Origin of the sequence: Vibrio neptunius, assembly GCA_019339365.1 — a bacterium.
In the GTDB taxonomy this organism is placed as follows: Bacteria; Pseudomonadota; Gammaproteobacteria; order Enterobacterales; family Vibrionaceae; genus Vibrio; species Vibrio neptunius.
Genome location: CP079860.1, coordinates 515,177 through 529,414 on the forward strand (window position 1 = coordinate 515,177; position 14,238 = coordinate 529,414).

The window sequence follows — 14,238 nt, forward strand, 5'->3', positions numbered from 1 at the left end:
TCAATCTGACTAAGCCAGTCAACAGCAATTAAGAAATTTAATAATATTTAACGAGCGTATTGGCGACAAAAATATCAAAATTTGTACGTGATTCCAGTGCTTATTACCGCATTAGGGCCATTGATCGTTATTAGAGTAAGTATAGTCCGAATCACACACCACTTAGCCTTAGCTAACTGCATGATATTCAACAATTAACTCAAAACCACACTCAAATTTCTCACAAGTGAGAAATTTGAGTAAAAATTACCTTAAACCTCAAAATAGGGCTTTGAAAAACACAGCCTTTGATAGATAACTCTTCAAGTAAATAAAATACTATACGGACATTGATGTCTCTATGAATGACAAAATTCAGCGATACTTGGCTAATGGAAGAGAAGTTTTCGCACACTTACCCAATTTGTTTCCCATCGCAGGCCTATTCGGTGCGGTCTTTATCGTATCCTTGATTTGGAACTATCACCAAACGCGAGAACAAGCAATCCTCGACGGAAAACACTCCGTGACCACGCTGGAGAACTATATCGACCGAGTCGCTAGCGATTTAATTGTCCTAAAGCAAAATGTAACCACTTTATGTAGCGAAGCAGATAAGCTCGCCCTTCGCGCTCATATGTTTCATTCTGATATGATTAAAGAAATTGGTTTGTATAACGGGTCCAATGTCTACTGCACCAGTAACGAAGGACGAACTCGTATTCGTTTATTTTCTTCGGTGTTGCAACGAATTTCAGACTCATCAAATAACATCACCATTTCTCTGACCAAATCTAAGAGCAAACTCAATTCATTTTTCATTTATGTCTCTTCCAATGACGGAACAGGCATAAACGCCCTATTGCCACCTGTCCAGTTTCTTCAGCAAACGTCCTCACTGTTAGATAAGCAACATTACGGGTATCAGATTCAAGTCCTCAATCGAAGTATTCAAGGGCAACATCAGATTTCTGGATATATGACGACTCCGTTTAACTTTTCATCACAACTCTATCCGTTGTCTGTCAAAATCCAACTTGATAGCGCCGCCTATCTTTATCACTACCAACAAAATATTTGGCTGATCGTGTTATTCGCTTTCGGCCTGTCACTGATTTATATCCTGCTTCGGCATCACACTCTTGTTAGACATTCGATTGAGTTCTGCCTGAGTAAGGCCATTAGCGAACGTCAAATCGAACTGTACTTACAACCTATTGTGGATATCGAAACACGTAACGTCGTCGGTAGTGAAGCCTTACTGCGTTGGGAACATCCATTGAAGGGCAGTATTTCTCCGGAAATTTTTATTCCCTTGGCAGAGAAATTGGATCTTATTGATGACTTAACTCGTCACACCTTTCAATCAGTAACAGAGTTTTTATCACAAAATGGTCCTAGCCTAGGCAATCATTATATTAGTATTAACCTAAGCCGCACATCGTTACTCAAACCCGACTTTATGGCCTTTCTCAAGTCTTATGCGCAAGAAAAACCGGCTTTTGTGTCGCACATTCTGCTAGAAGTCACGGAAAACCTCGATTTCCCTGCAGAGCAACTAAAGGACGCACTCAGTTCTCTACAACAAATAAGCCAGCTCGGATTCGAAGTCGCAGTCGATGATTTTGGTACCGGATACTCTGGGTTGAATTTGATAAGACAGCACAAGTTTAATGTGATGAAAATAGATAGAGTTTTCATTAATAGCTTAGGCGAAGACACCCAAATCAAACCTGTAATCCAATCGATGGTGAACTTAGCAAAAGAGCTCAACATTAAAATTATTGCTGAGGGAGTAGAAAACGAACTTCAAATCAGCCAATTAAACGAACTTGGTGTCCGTTACATCCAAGGCTTTTACTATTCAAGACCAATAAAGCCTGAGGCACTTGTTGAATACACTGTCACTCCGTTTAGCGTACGCTTTGCCCATCGTTATGTCTGTTACTAAAAAGGAGCCAGCAGCACTCGCTCCTTTTGTCTTTCCATTGAGAATGGTTATGCCACACCATGACCTTTGGAGGCGACCCAAACCCGATACCACTGTTCACGCGTAAGCTCAATATCCATCGCTTCAAAAGCGCTTTTCACGCGTTCAATTTTTCCTGAACCAATAATTGGCAGAGGTCGCGCTGGTAGTCGACTTACCCATGCGTAGATGATTTGATCGATACTCTGCGCACCGACTTCACATCGGATTGCTTCTAGCACATCACGAACACGTTGCGCCTGCTCGGTTGCACCAGTAAAGATGTTCCCTCCACCGAGACAAGACCATGCCATTGGTCGCACGCGCTTCATTTGAAGCTGATCTAATGTACCATCATGGGCAACCTCAAAATTCAGTGGATTGATTTCAATCTGGTTAGTAACGAGCGGTTTCGCCACGCGTGACTGTAGAAGATCAAACTGACTTGGAGTGAAGTTAGACACGCCAAAGTGCTTCACTTTGCCAACTTTATGCAATTCACTAAACGCATCAGCCACTTCATCCGCATCCATCAGTACATCTGGTCTGTGGATAAGCAGCACATCGATCTGATCTATGTTCAGGCGTTCAAGCGAATTGTTTACAGATTCATAAATATGCCCCGCACTGGTGTCATAATGGTTGACCTTGCGTAGAGGAAATTTGTCGGTACAGAGCTTAATATCACACTTAGTGACAATCTGGAGCTCATCGCGAACGGAAGGATCTAGCTTCAACGCTTCACCGAATAGCGATTCACATTCGTAATTGCCGTAGATATCGGCGTGGTCGACCGTGGTAATACCTAACTCAATGTGTTGCTTGAGAAAAGACAATCGTTGCTGAGGCGTCATACCCCATTCTGCAAGACGCCAGTAACCCTGAACCAGTTGAGAAAACTCTGGGCCTTGCGGCGCAATTGTGACTTTAGACACCATCACTTACCTCCTAATAAAAACTGCCTTTACAGTATTCTTGTTTAATTCAATGCTCAACGTATACTGACAACAAATTCGAACCAGAGTACGAAAAATTGAGTTTCTCCAAACGGCTAAAACAATTGATTGGTGAAGAGTCAGTTTCTGGCTTTGCCCGCCGAGTCGAACTTTCAGAGGCCCTTATTCGCAAATATCTCAACGGCAGTGAACCTAGTTTGTCGAAAGCAAACCAAATAGCCATGAAAGCCAACTGTTCACTTGAATGGCTGGCCACTGGCTGCGGGTACCTATATAGACAAGCGGAAGTGGTCGACATGGATGCCTATGTAGTAGCCTATCGATACGTTCATGGTTTTGAGCCCAAAGACCATGAACAACACCGCCATGTCATTGCAGGCTATCAATATCTGCGAGGCCACAAAAAAGCCGATGGCTACCTGGATGAATCTGCCATGGTGCAATTTTTAAATCTGCAGATAAAGGCACAACGCTGAAACTGTCATTTGCATAATACAAAGGATGACTACTGTGATATTGAGCAAACTTTAGGGCGTAGACTAAGGGAATGATGTCAGCTTGAAGAAATCGGCTTAACCTTGTTGAAACAACAATCAAGGAATGAACGTGAAGCCAACACATCTCTCTCTTGCTGTGCTGACTGCCTTAATCAGCTTATCAAGCTTAGCCACGCCGACTCTTACCATTTCAACCACCACCACAAGTCGGGACTTCCCTTTAAGCGCATCGGATCCATTGGTCCTGCCTCTCAAAAAAGAAACTTATCAAGTTAATATATCTGGGATTGGTGGTACGTGCCCATCAGTAGCAGAACAGAAAGTTAAGTTTCGTAAGCCACTCAACCTGAATTGCAGCAGCGACACTGAATTATCGGTTAACATCCGCTTCAGTGGTGATTACTCCTTTGCCTACGATGATACTCAACACACAATAACAATCGCTCGAGAAACTAAGAAAGTGGCAGCCAAGACGTTTACCCGCCCTATCCCCGATGTTGTTTGCGAGCAATACAAAGGGGGAGAGGTGATACTCTCTTTAGGTGGCACCTTCAGTGACGGTACTCAATTAAGAGAAGCATTTTCAAATCAACTCCTTACCGTACAAAACAACCAAGTCAGATTAACGCCCTCCCCGAACAGTGGTGGACTTGTTCTACTTGAACAGGCCGACACCAGCGCTTCCTCTGCGCAATTCAACTATCGAAACGCCAATATCTATTTCGCGATGGTAGATCGATTCAACAACGGAGATACATCCAATGACCACAGCTATGGTCGAAAGAAAGATGGCAAACAAGAGGTAGGCACTTTTCATGGAGGGGATCTCAAAGGACTAACTGAAAAGCTCGATTATATTCAGAGCCTTGGCACTGACGTGATCTGGCTTTCTCCTATCGTAGAGCAAGTCCATGGCTTTGTCGGTGGTGGAGAGAAAGGCAGTTTTCCATTCTACAGCTACCATGGCTACTGGACTCGTGATTTCACTAAAATTGACCAAAACTTTGGTAATGAAGAAGATCTAAAACAGTTGGTCACACAGGCTCATAAGCGCGGTATGCGTATCTTCCTAGACGCCGTGGTCAATCATTCAGGTTACTCGACACTGGCAGACTTACAGTTCGACAATATAAACGTTGTTAACACCGAAAATATGCCCGATAAATGGCAAGACTGGGTGCCCAAATCAGGGCAGAACTGGCATAGTTTTAATGATTCGGTTGAATACATAAGTTCAAACTGGCATCAGTGGTGGGGTAAAGACTGGGTTCGTGCAGGGTTGCCAGGCTACAGCAAACCCGGCTCAAGCGACATCACAATGACACTGGCTGGCTTACCTGATTTTTTAACCGAGTCTAAGCAGCACGTAACGCCACCAGAATGGTTACTCAACAATCCAGGAACCCGCGTTCAAGCACGCGAAAGCTACACTGTATCTGACTACCTCATCGAGTGGCAAACCGACTGGGTAAAGCGATTTGGTATTGATGGGTTTCGAGTTGATACCGTTAAACACGTTGAAGGAGATGTGTGGAAACGGTTGAAAAGCGAGGCAACAAACAGTCTTGAGCAATGGCGTACCAACAATAACCAGACCGGACAGCCTTTCTGGATGCTGGGAGAAGTATGGGGACATTCTGCTTACCGCTCTCCTTATGCTGACCAAGGTTTCGATGCGCTAATCAACTTTGATATGCAGAAGAAACTCGACAAAGGTGCCGCTTGCCTGAGCCAAATGCAGGAGACCTATCAAAACTACGCTGATTCAATGCAAGAAACGCCAGACTTTACCCCTGTCAGCTACATGTCTTCACACGACACAGAACTGTTTTTCAGTCGCTTCAACTCATTTGAGATGCAGCGTAACGCCGCCAACGCTTTATTACTTAGCCCCGGCGCTGTTCAGGTTTACTACGGTGATGAAGTGGGAAGAGAGTTAGGCCCCTATGCTGATGACTTCCATCAAGGCACTCGCTCTGACATGCTGTGGAAGCTAAGTAAAGAACGCCAACAGCTTCTCAAGCACTGGCAAACGTTAGGCCAGTTCCGTCAATCCCATCCTGCAATAGGAGCTGGTGTACACAAAGAAATTGGCAACAATTCAGCCTATGTTTTCTCTCGGAGTTTGGAAGGCGACACGGTGGTTGTAGGTTTCGTTGGTAAATAAATATACAAGGGCTATCTACCGAGAGCCCTTGTTCAAATTAGCCAGATTAAGGTTCGTAGTTTGGATTGATTAATGAATATCGATATTGCTGATCTTTCTGTCCTTCCGCTGCAATATAAAGTAAGAACAGTCCTGTATGACCGATGCCACATTTGAGATCGCAAGGGACCTCATAATCTAGCTTCAAAGCAGGTGGAGGTGATGTACTATCGACCTTTACATCAATCGGGTCTTGGTTCATCTCATTGCGCGAGTCATCGTACTTGGGCAGAGTGTAAATAAACAAATCACTCTCGCTTTGGGCTGCGTGAGTCCATGGGGATAAAGCCAAGCATAATATGACAGTCCAGATACTCTTTGACGTTCGCTTCATGAATCATTGGGGTCGATAAGTTTGATTGCCATAATATATTAAACAGTGTTCAATTAAACCCCTAAAACGAAAAAAGCTCCCGACTTGGGAGCTTTTCTTACCAATAAGGATAGGTTATTTGTTACGACGAGCTTCTACCGCATCGGCTAACTGGCGAAGAACCTTTTCAGTGTCTTCCCAACCAATACACGCATCAGTGATAGACTGACCATAAGTTGGCGCTTGACCATCAACAAGATCTTGACGACCTTCAACAAGATGCGACTCAATCATTACACCAAAAATAGCCTCTTCACCTGCAGAAATTTGACCCGCTACATCTTCCGAAACCAACATCTGGCGCTGGTACTGCTTCGAGCTGTTCGCATGGCTAAAGTCGATCATCACCTTCTGAGGCAGACCTGATGCTTCAAGTTCAGATTTAATCGCACCCACATGTTCAGCGCTGTAGTTAGGCTCTTTTCCACCACGTAGGATGATGTGACAGTCTGGGTTACCAGCAGTTTCAACGATTGCAGAGTGACCGTACTTAGTGACTGACAAGAAGTGGTGAGAAGCACTCGCACTGCGGATTGCATCCGATGCAATTTTGATGTTGCCATCCGTGCCGTTTTTGAAGCCGACTGGGCAAGAGATACCTGAAGCCAGTTCACGGTGTACCTGAGATTCAGTCGTACGTGCGCCGATAGCACCCCAGCTGATTAAGTCTGCAACATACTGCGGAGTGATCATATCGAGGAATTCACTCGCCGTTGGTAGGCCAAGATCAGTGAGATCCAGCAGCAACTTACGACCCATGCGCAGGCCATCATTAATCTTAAACGTGTCGTTCAAGTACGGGTCATTTATCAAACCTTTCCAGCCCACTGTTGTACGTGGCTTCTCAAAGTAAACTCGCATCACGACTTCTAGACGGTCGCCCAGCTCATCACGCAGTACTTTCAATCGTTTACCGTATTCAATTGCCGCTTCCGGATCGTGAATAGAACAAGGACCAACGATAACCAGAAGTCGGTCATCATCGCCATTTAAAATTTTAGAGATTGCTTCACGAGAGCGAAAAGTCGTTGAAGACGCAGTTTCAGTCGCCGGAAACTTCTCTAAAACAGCTACTGGCGGTAATAATTCTTTTACTTTGCTAATTCGTACATCATCAGTCTGGAACATTGCTACGTCTTCCTATTTATCTTGGCTTGAACACCGCACCAAAAATCAGTGGTGCATAAATGCTCTGTTTTGTTTTTCGTCTTCCCTGTAACTTATCTATCAAAAACGATGCTTGCAACCACTTTTTTCAACAAAAGGCAATATTTCTTCTATTTTTACATTTTACACTCAATGTAAACTTTAAATTACATGCGATTTAAAGTGAGCAATATCAGGCTTTCAAGCTCTATTTGAAGCACGTGAGATGCAATATCCCTTTGATATTGTTAAGGTGTTAATATAAATAAACGCAAATAAAGAATCGGCATGAACGCCATCGATTTTACACACGTCAACAAGTGGTACGGCCATTTTCAAGCACTAAAGGATATTAATCTTTCAGTGAAAAAAGGAGAAAAGCTGGTCGTTTGTGGTCCTTCAGGATCAGGCAAGTCAACCTTAATTAGAGCCATCAATGGGTTGGAAACCATCTCAACAGGCAATGTTCAGATATTCGGCCAACCTATATCCGCTGCACCGCCGGGGAAAGTCGGCATGGTTTTTCAGCATTTTAATCTTTTTCCTCATTTAACCGTATTAGATAACCTGACGTTGGCACCAGTGCGCACATTGAAACATTCGAAACAGCAAGCCATCGATACTGCCATGCAGTTCCTTAAGCGCGTCAATATCTCGGAACAAGCACACAAGTATCCCGTTCAACTGTCTGGCGGACAGCAACAACGTGTCGCCATTGCACGCTCTTTGTGCATGAAACCCGAGATTTTGTTGTTTGATGAACCAACCTCTGCTCTGGATCCAGAGACCATTAAAGAGGTTTTGCAGGTCATGATTGACTTGGCCTCCGATGGCATAACCATGGTGTGTGTGACGCATGAAATGGGCTTTGCCCGTGAAGTTGCCGATAGAGTGATATTTATGGATCAAGGAGAAATATTAGAAATGGCCACCCCAAAACAGTTGTTCAGTGCGCCTCAACATCCGAGAACACAACAATTTCTTGAGCAAATTCTGAGTCACCAATGATCAGCCGAATTTTTAAGCCTGTGTTATCAGCCTTCGCTCAAATCATACTACTAGGCTTGGGGCTATGGTGGCTACTGGATTCTGGGGCGAAAGCGATAGACTACCAATGGCAATGGCATCGAGTACCTGACTATCTCGCCTTCTATGAAGATGGCCAGTGGTGGCCTGCTGAACTGCTCGAAGGCTTGTGGATCACCATCCAAATATCAACGTGGAGCCTTTTTTTTACTCTGCTGATTGGTATGTTGACGGCCTTCCTCAAGCTTTCACAATCGATTGTAGGTCGAGCCATTGCAAATACTTATATTGAACTGATTCGCAATACGCCGCTTTTGGTTCAAATTTATCTGTTGTACTTCATCTTTGGGCCAGTGATAGGCCTAGATAGATTTGCGACTGCGATTTTGGCGCTATCGCTTTTCCAAGGTGCCTACACCGCTGAGATTTTGCGTGGAGGCCTGAACAGCATCTCTAAAGGTCAGTTTGAGGCGGCTAAATCCCTAGGGCTCAGTCCTTTCTCTACCTATTACGACGTTATCTTCCCGCAATTACTGCAAAGAACGTTACCGCCTTTGACCAATGAGGTGGTTTCTCTGGTTAAGAACTCGTCAATTGTCAGTGTAATGGCCATATTCGACCTAACAACAGAAGGAAGGAATATTGTTTCGGAGACCGCGATGCCATTTGAGATTTGGTTTAGCGTCGCAGCGATATATCTTTTGCTCACACTCTCTCTATCGGCAATCTCCGCTTGGCTAGAACACAAACTTGGCGCCCAATGGCGTACCCACCAATAAGGAAATCAAATGAAACACTTAGGACAAAAGGTTCGCTCGTTAAGGGCATTCAAACAAACCATCACAGCACTAGTTGGGTTAGCTATTACACTCCCTACACTCGCCAGTAACACGCCAAATTTAGATAAGATTAACGAACGCGGTACGTTACGCGTCGGAATGTCGACCTTTGTTCCATGGGCAATGCGCGACAAGCAAGGGGATTTAATCGGCTTCGAGATCGATGTAGCTGAGCGACTTGCCGCAGATTCTGGCTGGAAAGTAGAATTTATACCTACTGCTTGGGATGGCATCATTCCAGCGCTGCTGGCGAAAAAATTTGACGTCATTATCGGCGGAATGAGCGTGACTCCCGAACGCTCCAAGAGCGTTTTATTTACCGCCCCTTATTCACACTCCGGCGTTCAGGTAGCAGCCAATAAAGAACTGGCTTCAGGCTTTTCTGAAATGAGCGATTTCAACTCTCGACGCGTTAAAATCGCTGCACGCCGCGGGGCGTTCACCGTGCAAGTCGCTCGAGAAGCTTTTCCAAAAGCTAAGATTCTTCAGTTCGATGATGATGCGCAAGCATTTCAGGAAGTCCTCAATGGTAACGCTCACGCTGTAATTGCTTCTAGCCCTAAACCTGAGCATGAAGCCGTGAAGAATGCCGACAAACTGTTTATCCCGTTTAATGAGCGCCTGTCTAAAGGCAACGAGGCGTTCGCCGTTCGTCTTGGTGAAAGCGACAAACAGGCCTTCTTCGACCAGTGGATACAAGCTCGTACCGACGATGGCTGGCTTGAGCAGCGTTATGAATACTGGTTTGCGACACTCGACTGGCAACAACAAGTGGCAACGGGTCAATAACTACATTGTGAGATCCCGAATAATTGGCGAGACATAAAGATTAGCAGGACGTTAGGTGAATAAATCGAATTTGATGACAGCCAGTGAGCACAATTTACACCGCTGGAACTTTAATAAACTTGATATCCTTTTATTGCTTGTTTTGGCTGTGTTTGGTTTGTGGCTTTACCAACGCGCTTCTATCGGAGTGAATTACACTTGGCGGTGGAGCGAAGCATTCACGTTAATCTTTACTTCACGCTCTGATGGGTCGTTGCCCTACTTCATTCAGGGTGTGATCTCGACATTACGGCTCAGTCTTTGGGGAATGCTATTGGCACTAACCTTGGGGACACTCATTGGTGTGGCGAGGCATTGTTCCATTTCCGTATTTCGCTCACTGGCCAATGTGTATATCCAGTTAATCCGAAATATTCCCCCGCTGGTCTTTGTGTTTATATTCTACTTTTTTATCTCAAATCAACTTATTCCAGCTATTGGGTTGGAAGGGATTCTAAGAGAGTACTCCGGAGAGTCGAACGCGTTGCAATCGATGTTGTTCGGACCTAAGCCCCTATGGGAGAACCTACTGTCTGGCGTGCTTTGTGTCGGGATCCTTTCCTCTGCCTATGTTGCTGAAATAGTGCGTTCAGGTTTGGCTGGCATAGCAAAAGGACAATGGGAAGCCGCGGACGCGTTAGGGCTTTCCACTTGGGCTAAGTATCGCTTGGTGATCGCCCCTCAAGTACTAGCCGCAATTACTCCTGCACTTGCTGGGCAAGCCATTTCATTGGTCAAAGATACCTCGATTGTTTCTCTGATTTCTATTCAGGAAATGACTTTCGTTGGCACAGAGATGGCAAACTCCTCCGGCCTTATTTTTGAGATTTGGCTGATAGTAGGCGCTACTTACCTGATATTTTGTCTGACGCTCTCCGCCTTGTTTAAAAAGCTTGAGCGTCATTCATTAAAACATCAAGCAAATGGCTAGACAGGTACTTCTCTCAAATCAAATAGTGTTCAGCCAATAACGCTGAAAACAGTAACATCAAGTGCCAGATAGAGAACTTAAATGTTTTGATGGCTTGTTTCTCGTCAGTACCAAATTTCAGCTGCCAAGCATGATAGACAAACAATGCAGACAGTATCGTCACACACACTAGATAGAAAACTCCCGCCATCCCGACCAATACAGGGAAAAGGCACACAATAAGTAACAATACGGTGTAAAGCAGTATGGATGTTTTTGTGTATTCCTCACCGTGTGTAACAGGCAGCATGGGTATATCGGCTTTGGCATAATCCTCTTTGCGATGAATCGCTAACGCCCAAAAATGTGGAGGCGTCCAAATAAAGATAATCATCACAAGCAACCAGGCATTGGCATGCATTTCACCCGTGACAGCAGTCCAACCTAGTAACGGCGGCATCGCACCAGCAATCCCCGCAATGACGATGTTTTGTGGGGTAGCGCGCTTTAAGTACATGGTGTAGACCACAGCATAGCCCAGCAAACTGGCAAAAGTCAGCCAAGCCGTCAACGCATTCACCCAACCATACAAGACCACAAATCCGGCGAGCCCGATTCCAGTGGCAAACGCAAACACGTTGCGCACATTGAGTTCACCCGACGGTAGAGGTCGCTTGTACGTTCGAGCCATAACTGCATCAATTCGTCGGTCAATCAGGTGGTTAAACGCTGCGGCAGAGCCTGCCATCAAGGCGATCCCCAGCATACCAAGAATCGACTGTTGCACAGGCAGTGATCCTGGCACCGCCAAGCACATACCGACCAAAGCCGTAAGCAGCATTAAAGCAACGACCTTCGGCTTAGTCAGAGTGAGGTAGGTTCGCCATAATGATCGGTCTTGTTCAGAGATGTGACTGATAGAATTACTCATCGCGAACTCTCCTTACGAAAAAATCGAGTGGAATGGGCATTAACAGTGACTTTCTGTCGCAGCAGATAATTGACATGGAGGACTGAAAGCAGCAACAAAGCAGCGACTAGATTATGCGCAACCGCCACCACAAGAGGTAAGCTAAGTAAGACATTAGCAATACCTAAACTGATTTGTACAGTCAGCAACACACCCACTTTGAAAGCAGCACTTGTTAGCTTAGGATGTCTGGCACATAGCAACGCACAAAGTAAACTGATCGACAATAGAGCCACCAGCACAGCACCAAATCTGTGCGTCACATGAATGGTCATCCTAGCGCCATAATCTAACGTGCCAAACTCGTAGGTTTCTTGTTTGGGTTGTATCAATTGAAAAGCGCGGTCAAAATCCAGATGCCCCATCCAGTTCCCTTCACAAACCGGTAAACTTGTACACATTAGGGCGGCGTAGTTGGACGACGTCCAGCCGCCCAAGGCTATTTGAATCACAACAAAACACAAAGTGACAGGGGCAAGAAACTTTAACCAACCCGATACATGAGGCACTGCTTCAAGGGGAGACTTGTGGTCAAGTAGACGCCAATACAGAAGCGCAAGTAAACAAAACAGCGTAAATCCACCAAGAAGGTGCCCCATTACCACCAGTGGCATCAACTTCATGGTTACCGTCCACATGCCCAAGAGCGCCTGAAAGACCACCACTAAAGAGATGACAATCGGTAAGCCATAAGGCAACGACTTCTCTTTAATCACTCGAAATGAAATAGCAAACACCAATAAACCCAGCGTGCCCGCAAAATAACGGTGGATCATTTCCAGCCAAGCTTTATTCGCTTCAACAGTGAGCTCTGGATACAAGGACTTTGCCAGTGCGATTTCTTGTTGATCGTTAGGTACAGTCAGTTGGCCATAACATCCTGGCCAGTCGGGACATCCTAGTCCAGCGTCAGCCAGTCGAGTATAGGCACCAAGCATGATGACGATAAACGTCAATACGAGACTTAGGCGAACTAAATTGGTCAATCCCATAACCACACTCCTTCCCTGCTGTTAGCCTACTCTTGATAACTTAAGTAGCTTCCTTAAGTCCGCCAGTACATCTTTGCTTTGGCGGACCAGATCGTCTTGTGATTCCACTTTGGGATACCGCATCACTAATTGGCCCAATGGGTCGACAATAACGTACTCAAAGTCAGACACAACCTGATGGAAGGCTTGATTCACTTTGATAGCTTCAAACCCACCCTTTTCCAGTACCGATATATCGCTGAGCTCAGAGACAAGCAGCACAGGCGCGACACGGCTCTGATATTTACCCAACGCCAAATGGCTTTGACCCAGCAAGTACACCTGCTTTTGGCAGAATTCATCACATTGCTGCGGAATCAAGTACCCCAATTGCCATTGCTCGCTTGCATAAGGGTTGCGGATTCCAAGCCCATCATAACTTTGCTTTGGTTCAATCAATTGACCTTTGTTTGTTACGCCAGACTCATACCAATGATTGGCGAGAAATGTCTTGGCAATGACTGCGGGCAAAGCAAACATTAGTACCAAGGCAATCAGAATGATTCTGCCTCTTGTAACTGGATCAGCCATCCTGACCTCCTTGTTTTAACGCTCTGATAAAAACCCAACCACTCAGCAGCACTAGGGCCACAGCCATACTAAACCACTGAAAGGCATATCCTGTGTGTTTAGCAGAACCCAGCGGGACAGGTTTCCAAGGCTGCTCATAGGGCCAATCTGACGTGCGGGGCTGTAAAATGTAAGGCTCTATTGGGTGCTGCCAATATTGTTCAAGGTCAGCAATGTTGAGATTTTGAATTCGATGCGGAACACCCGGCTCAATATACAGCTCATCACTCAGCGGATTTGAAGAGCGCTGGTAAACTCTCGCTTCTGATATTAGTGGGCTGTTCAGCCAGTCAACGTTGGGCAGGCTATCTCGTTGGCCCTTTGAAGCAATAAAACCACGCTCCACCAAAACCGCGCTATCAACCCCAAACTCCATAAGCTGATAGGCCAAGTAACCAACTTCACCTTGATAGGTCTGATTATCGAGCAATAGGTATTTTCCTTCGATGGGTCTTAGTTCAACGGTAACCCGCATACCCGTAAGATAGCGAGTATCGGTAACGTTTAGCTGAGTAATATCGATGGTAGGGGCCTGCTCTCTTGCATCGAGAAACCGCTCCATTTGCTGCTTTTCTTCTGCTCTCGATAGTTGCCACAAGCCTAAGTTGACCAAAATAGAAAAGGCAACCACAGTTAATAACAGACCAACCCAAAACGAGTACGACTTAATCTGAACTAATAAGGAAGACTTTATGGTATTCATCTTCAAGTCGCTATTGGTAGTGTTACTAGTGTTTATCATCGTAAACCTCGCAAGAGCGATGCTCGAAATGGTGAAAGGACCTCAGCCCGAAAGTGATGAGGAACCTCGCCAAGATAAGCCCATGAGTTATTACCTTGGCCGACGTGTGTTCCTCTCTGCACTCGCCGTTGTGTTATTGATCGCCGCCCTTCTTACAGGTCTTATTGAACCTAATGCGCGCCCTTACTAAGGGCGA

At 45.4% G+C, this 14,238-nt stretch carries 15 protein-coding genes; 8 read left to right on the forward strand and 7 right to left on the reverse strand.

Translation table 11 applies throughout. The features are described 5' to 3' along the window. Nucleotides 1-340: 340 nt before the first annotated feature. Nucleotides 341-1,930 carry an EAL domain-containing protein gene (locus tag KW548_18935; protein ID QXX09147.1) on the forward strand — a complete coding sequence of 530 codons (1,590 nt, stop codon included), beginning with the start codon at nt 341-343 and terminating at the stop codon, nt 1,928-1,930. A gap of 47 nt (nt 1,931-1,977) precedes the next feature. Here the strand turns inward: KW548_18935 and KW548_18940 are convergent, their stop codons facing one another. Then, on the reverse strand, nt 1,978-2,886 hold the full coding sequence (locus KW548_18940; GenBank protein ID QXX09148.1) for an aldo/keto reductase family oxidoreductase: 909 nt from the start codon (nt 2,884-2,886) through the stop codon (nt 1,978-1,980). Between the two features lie 95 nt (nt 2,887-2,981). Here KW548_18940 and KW548_18945 point away from each other — a divergent pair, with 95 nt between their 5' ends. Together KW548_18945 and KW548_18950 are read left to right on the forward strand one after the other, a co-directional pair. Beyond that, complete coding sequence (locus KW548_18945; protein ID QXX09149.1) at nt 2,982-3,380, forward strand: helix-turn-helix domain-containing protein; 399 nt, start codon at nt 2,982-2,984, stop codon at nt 3,378-3,380. 124 nt (nt 3,381-3,504) lie between these two features. Further along, complete coding sequence (locus KW548_18950; protein ID QXX09150.1) at nt 3,505-5,568, forward strand: alpha-amylase; 2,064 nt, start codon at nt 3,505-3,507, stop codon at nt 5,566-5,568. 46 nt (nt 5,569-5,614) lie between these two features. On the opposite strand, the gene KW548_18955 is transcribed toward KW548_18950, so the two are convergent. Then, a complete protein-coding gene (locus KW548_18955) occupies nt 5,615-5,941 on the reverse strand; it encodes a hypothetical protein (protein ID QXX09151.1) in 327 nt (108 codons plus the stop codon). Between the two features lie 114 nt (nt 5,942-6,055). Next, a complete protein-coding gene (gene aroG, locus KW548_18960; GenBank protein ID QXX09152.1) occupies nt 6,056-7,108 on the reverse strand; it encodes a 3-deoxy-7-phosphoheptulonate synthase AroG in 1,053 nt (350 codons plus the stop codon). Between the two features lie 306 nt (nt 7,109-7,414). Here aroG and KW548_18965 point away from each other — a divergent pair, with 306 nt between their 5' ends. The 4 genes from KW548_18965 to KW548_18980 all read left to right on the forward strand — a co-directional run bounded on the left by KW548_18965 (nt 7,415) and on the right by KW548_18980 (nt 10,750). Continuing rightward, entirely contained in the window at nt 7,415-8,134 is a 720-nt protein-coding gene (locus KW548_18965) for an amino acid ABC transporter ATP-binding protein (GenBank protein QXX09153.1), read from the forward strand. After that, nucleotides 8,131-8,931 carry an amino acid ABC transporter permease gene (locus KW548_18970; protein ID QXX09154.1) on the forward strand — a complete coding sequence of 267 codons (801 nt, stop codon included), beginning with the start codon at nt 8,131-8,133 and terminating at the stop codon, nt 8,929-8,931. The genes KW548_18965 and KW548_18970 overlap by 4 nt, the downstream gene beginning before the upstream one ends. 9 nt (nt 8,932-8,940) lie before the next feature. Next, nucleotides 8,941-9,780: a transporter substrate-binding domain-containing protein gene (locus tag KW548_18975; protein ID QXX09155.1), complete on the forward strand. Its 840-nt coding sequence runs from the start codon at nt 8,941-8,943 to the stop codon at nt 9,778-9,780. Nucleotides 9,781-9,853: 73 nt separating this feature from the next. Next, nucleotides 9,854-10,750, forward strand: coding sequence for an amino acid ABC transporter permease (locus KW548_18980; GenBank protein ID QXX09465.1), 897 nt, complete (start codon nt 9,854-9,856; stop codon nt 10,748-10,750). A gap of 13 nt (nt 10,751-10,763) precedes the next feature. Here KW548_18980 and cyoE read toward each other — a convergent pair whose 3' ends face one another. Genes cyoE through KW548_19000 form a run of 4 tightly spaced genes read right to left on the reverse strand, consistent with a single transcriptional unit; the run spans nt 10,764 to nt 14,003 of the window. Further along, nucleotides 10,764-11,660, reverse strand: coding sequence for a heme o synthase (cyoE, locus tag KW548_18985; protein QXX09156.1), 897 nt, complete (start codon nt 11,658-11,660; stop codon nt 10,764-10,766). Further along, nucleotides 11,657-12,691: a COX15/CtaA family protein gene (locus KW548_18990; GenBank protein QXX09157.1), complete on the reverse strand. Its 1,035-nt coding sequence runs from the start codon at nt 12,689-12,691 to the stop codon at nt 11,657-11,659. Before KW548_18990 ends, cyoE begins: the two co-directional genes overlap by 4 nt. Before the next feature lie 21 nt (nt 12,692-12,712). Then, nucleotides 12,713-13,261, reverse strand: coding sequence for a hypothetical protein (locus KW548_18995; GenBank protein QXX09158.1), 549 nt, complete (start codon nt 13,259-13,261; stop codon nt 12,713-12,715). Further along, complete coding sequence (locus tag KW548_19000) at nt 13,254-14,003, reverse strand: SURF1 family protein (protein ID QXX09159.1); 750 nt, start codon at nt 14,001-14,003, stop codon at nt 13,254-13,256. Before KW548_19000 ends, KW548_18995 begins: the two co-directional genes overlap by 8 nt. Here KW548_19000 and KW548_19005 point away from each other — a divergent pair. After that, nucleotides 13,993-14,232 carry a DUF2909 domain-containing protein gene (locus KW548_19005; GenBank protein QXX09160.1) on the forward strand — a complete coding sequence of 80 codons (240 nt, stop codon included), beginning with the start codon at nt 13,993-13,995 and terminating at the stop codon, nt 14,230-14,232. The genes KW548_19000 and KW548_19005 overlap by 11 nt on opposite strands. Nucleotides 14,233-14,238: the final 6 nt, after the last annotated feature.

What these genes read in the sequence shown, in the direction of transcription:
- KW548_18935 (QXX09147.1), top strand. Translation starts at nt 341, where the DNA reads ATGAATGACAAAATTCAGCGATACTTGGCTAATGGAAGAGAAGTTTTC.
- KW548_18940 (QXX09148.1), bottom strand. Translation starts at nt 2,886, where the DNA reads ATGGTGTCTAAAGTCACAATTGCGCCGCAAGGCCCAGAGTTTTCTCAA.
- KW548_18950 (QXX09150.1), top strand. Translation starts at nt 3,505, where the DNA reads ATGAACGTGAAGCCAACACATCTCTCTCTTGCTGTGCTGACTGCCTTA.
- KW548_18955 (QXX09151.1), bottom strand. Translation starts at nt 5,941, where the DNA reads ATGAAGCGAACGTCAAAGAGTATCTGGACTGTCATATTATGCTTGGCT.
- aroG (QXX09152.1), bottom strand. Translation starts at nt 7,108, where the DNA reads ATGTTCCAGACTGATGATGTACGAATTAGCAAAGTAAAAGAATTATTA.
- KW548_18965 (QXX09153.1), top strand. Translation starts at nt 7,415, where the DNA reads ATGAACGCCATCGATTTTACACACGTCAACAAGTGGTACGGCCATTTT.
- KW548_18970 (QXX09154.1), top strand. Translation starts at nt 8,131, where the DNA reads ATGATCAGCCGAATTTTTAAGCCTGTGTTATCAGCCTTCGCTCAAATC.
- KW548_18975 (QXX09155.1), top strand. Translation starts at nt 8,941, where the DNA reads ATGAAACACTTAGGACAAAAGGTTCGCTCGTTAAGGGCATTCAAACAA.
- KW548_18980 (QXX09465.1), top strand. Translation starts at nt 9,854, where the DNA reads ATGACAGCCAGTGAGCACAATTTACACCGCTGGAACTTTAATAAACTT.
- cyoE (QXX09156.1), bottom strand. Translation starts at nt 11,660, where the DNA reads ATGAGTAATTCTATCAGTCACATCTCTGAACAAGACCGATCATTATGG.
- KW548_18990 (QXX09157.1), bottom strand. Translation starts at nt 12,691, where the DNA reads ATGGGATTGACCAATTTAGTTCGCCTAAGTCTCGTATTGACGTTTATC.
- KW548_18995 (QXX09158.1), bottom strand. Translation starts at nt 13,261, where the DNA reads ATGGCTGATCCAGTTACAAGAGGCAGAATCATTCTGATTGCCTTGGTA.
- KW548_19005 (QXX09160.1), top strand. Translation starts at nt 13,993, where the DNA reads ATGGTATTCATCTTCAAGTCGCTATTGGTAGTGTTACTAGTGTTTATC.
- KW548_19000 (QXX09159.1), bottom strand. Translation starts at nt 14,003, where the DNA reads ATGAATACCATAAAGTCTTCCTTATTAGTTCAGATTAAGTCGTACTCG.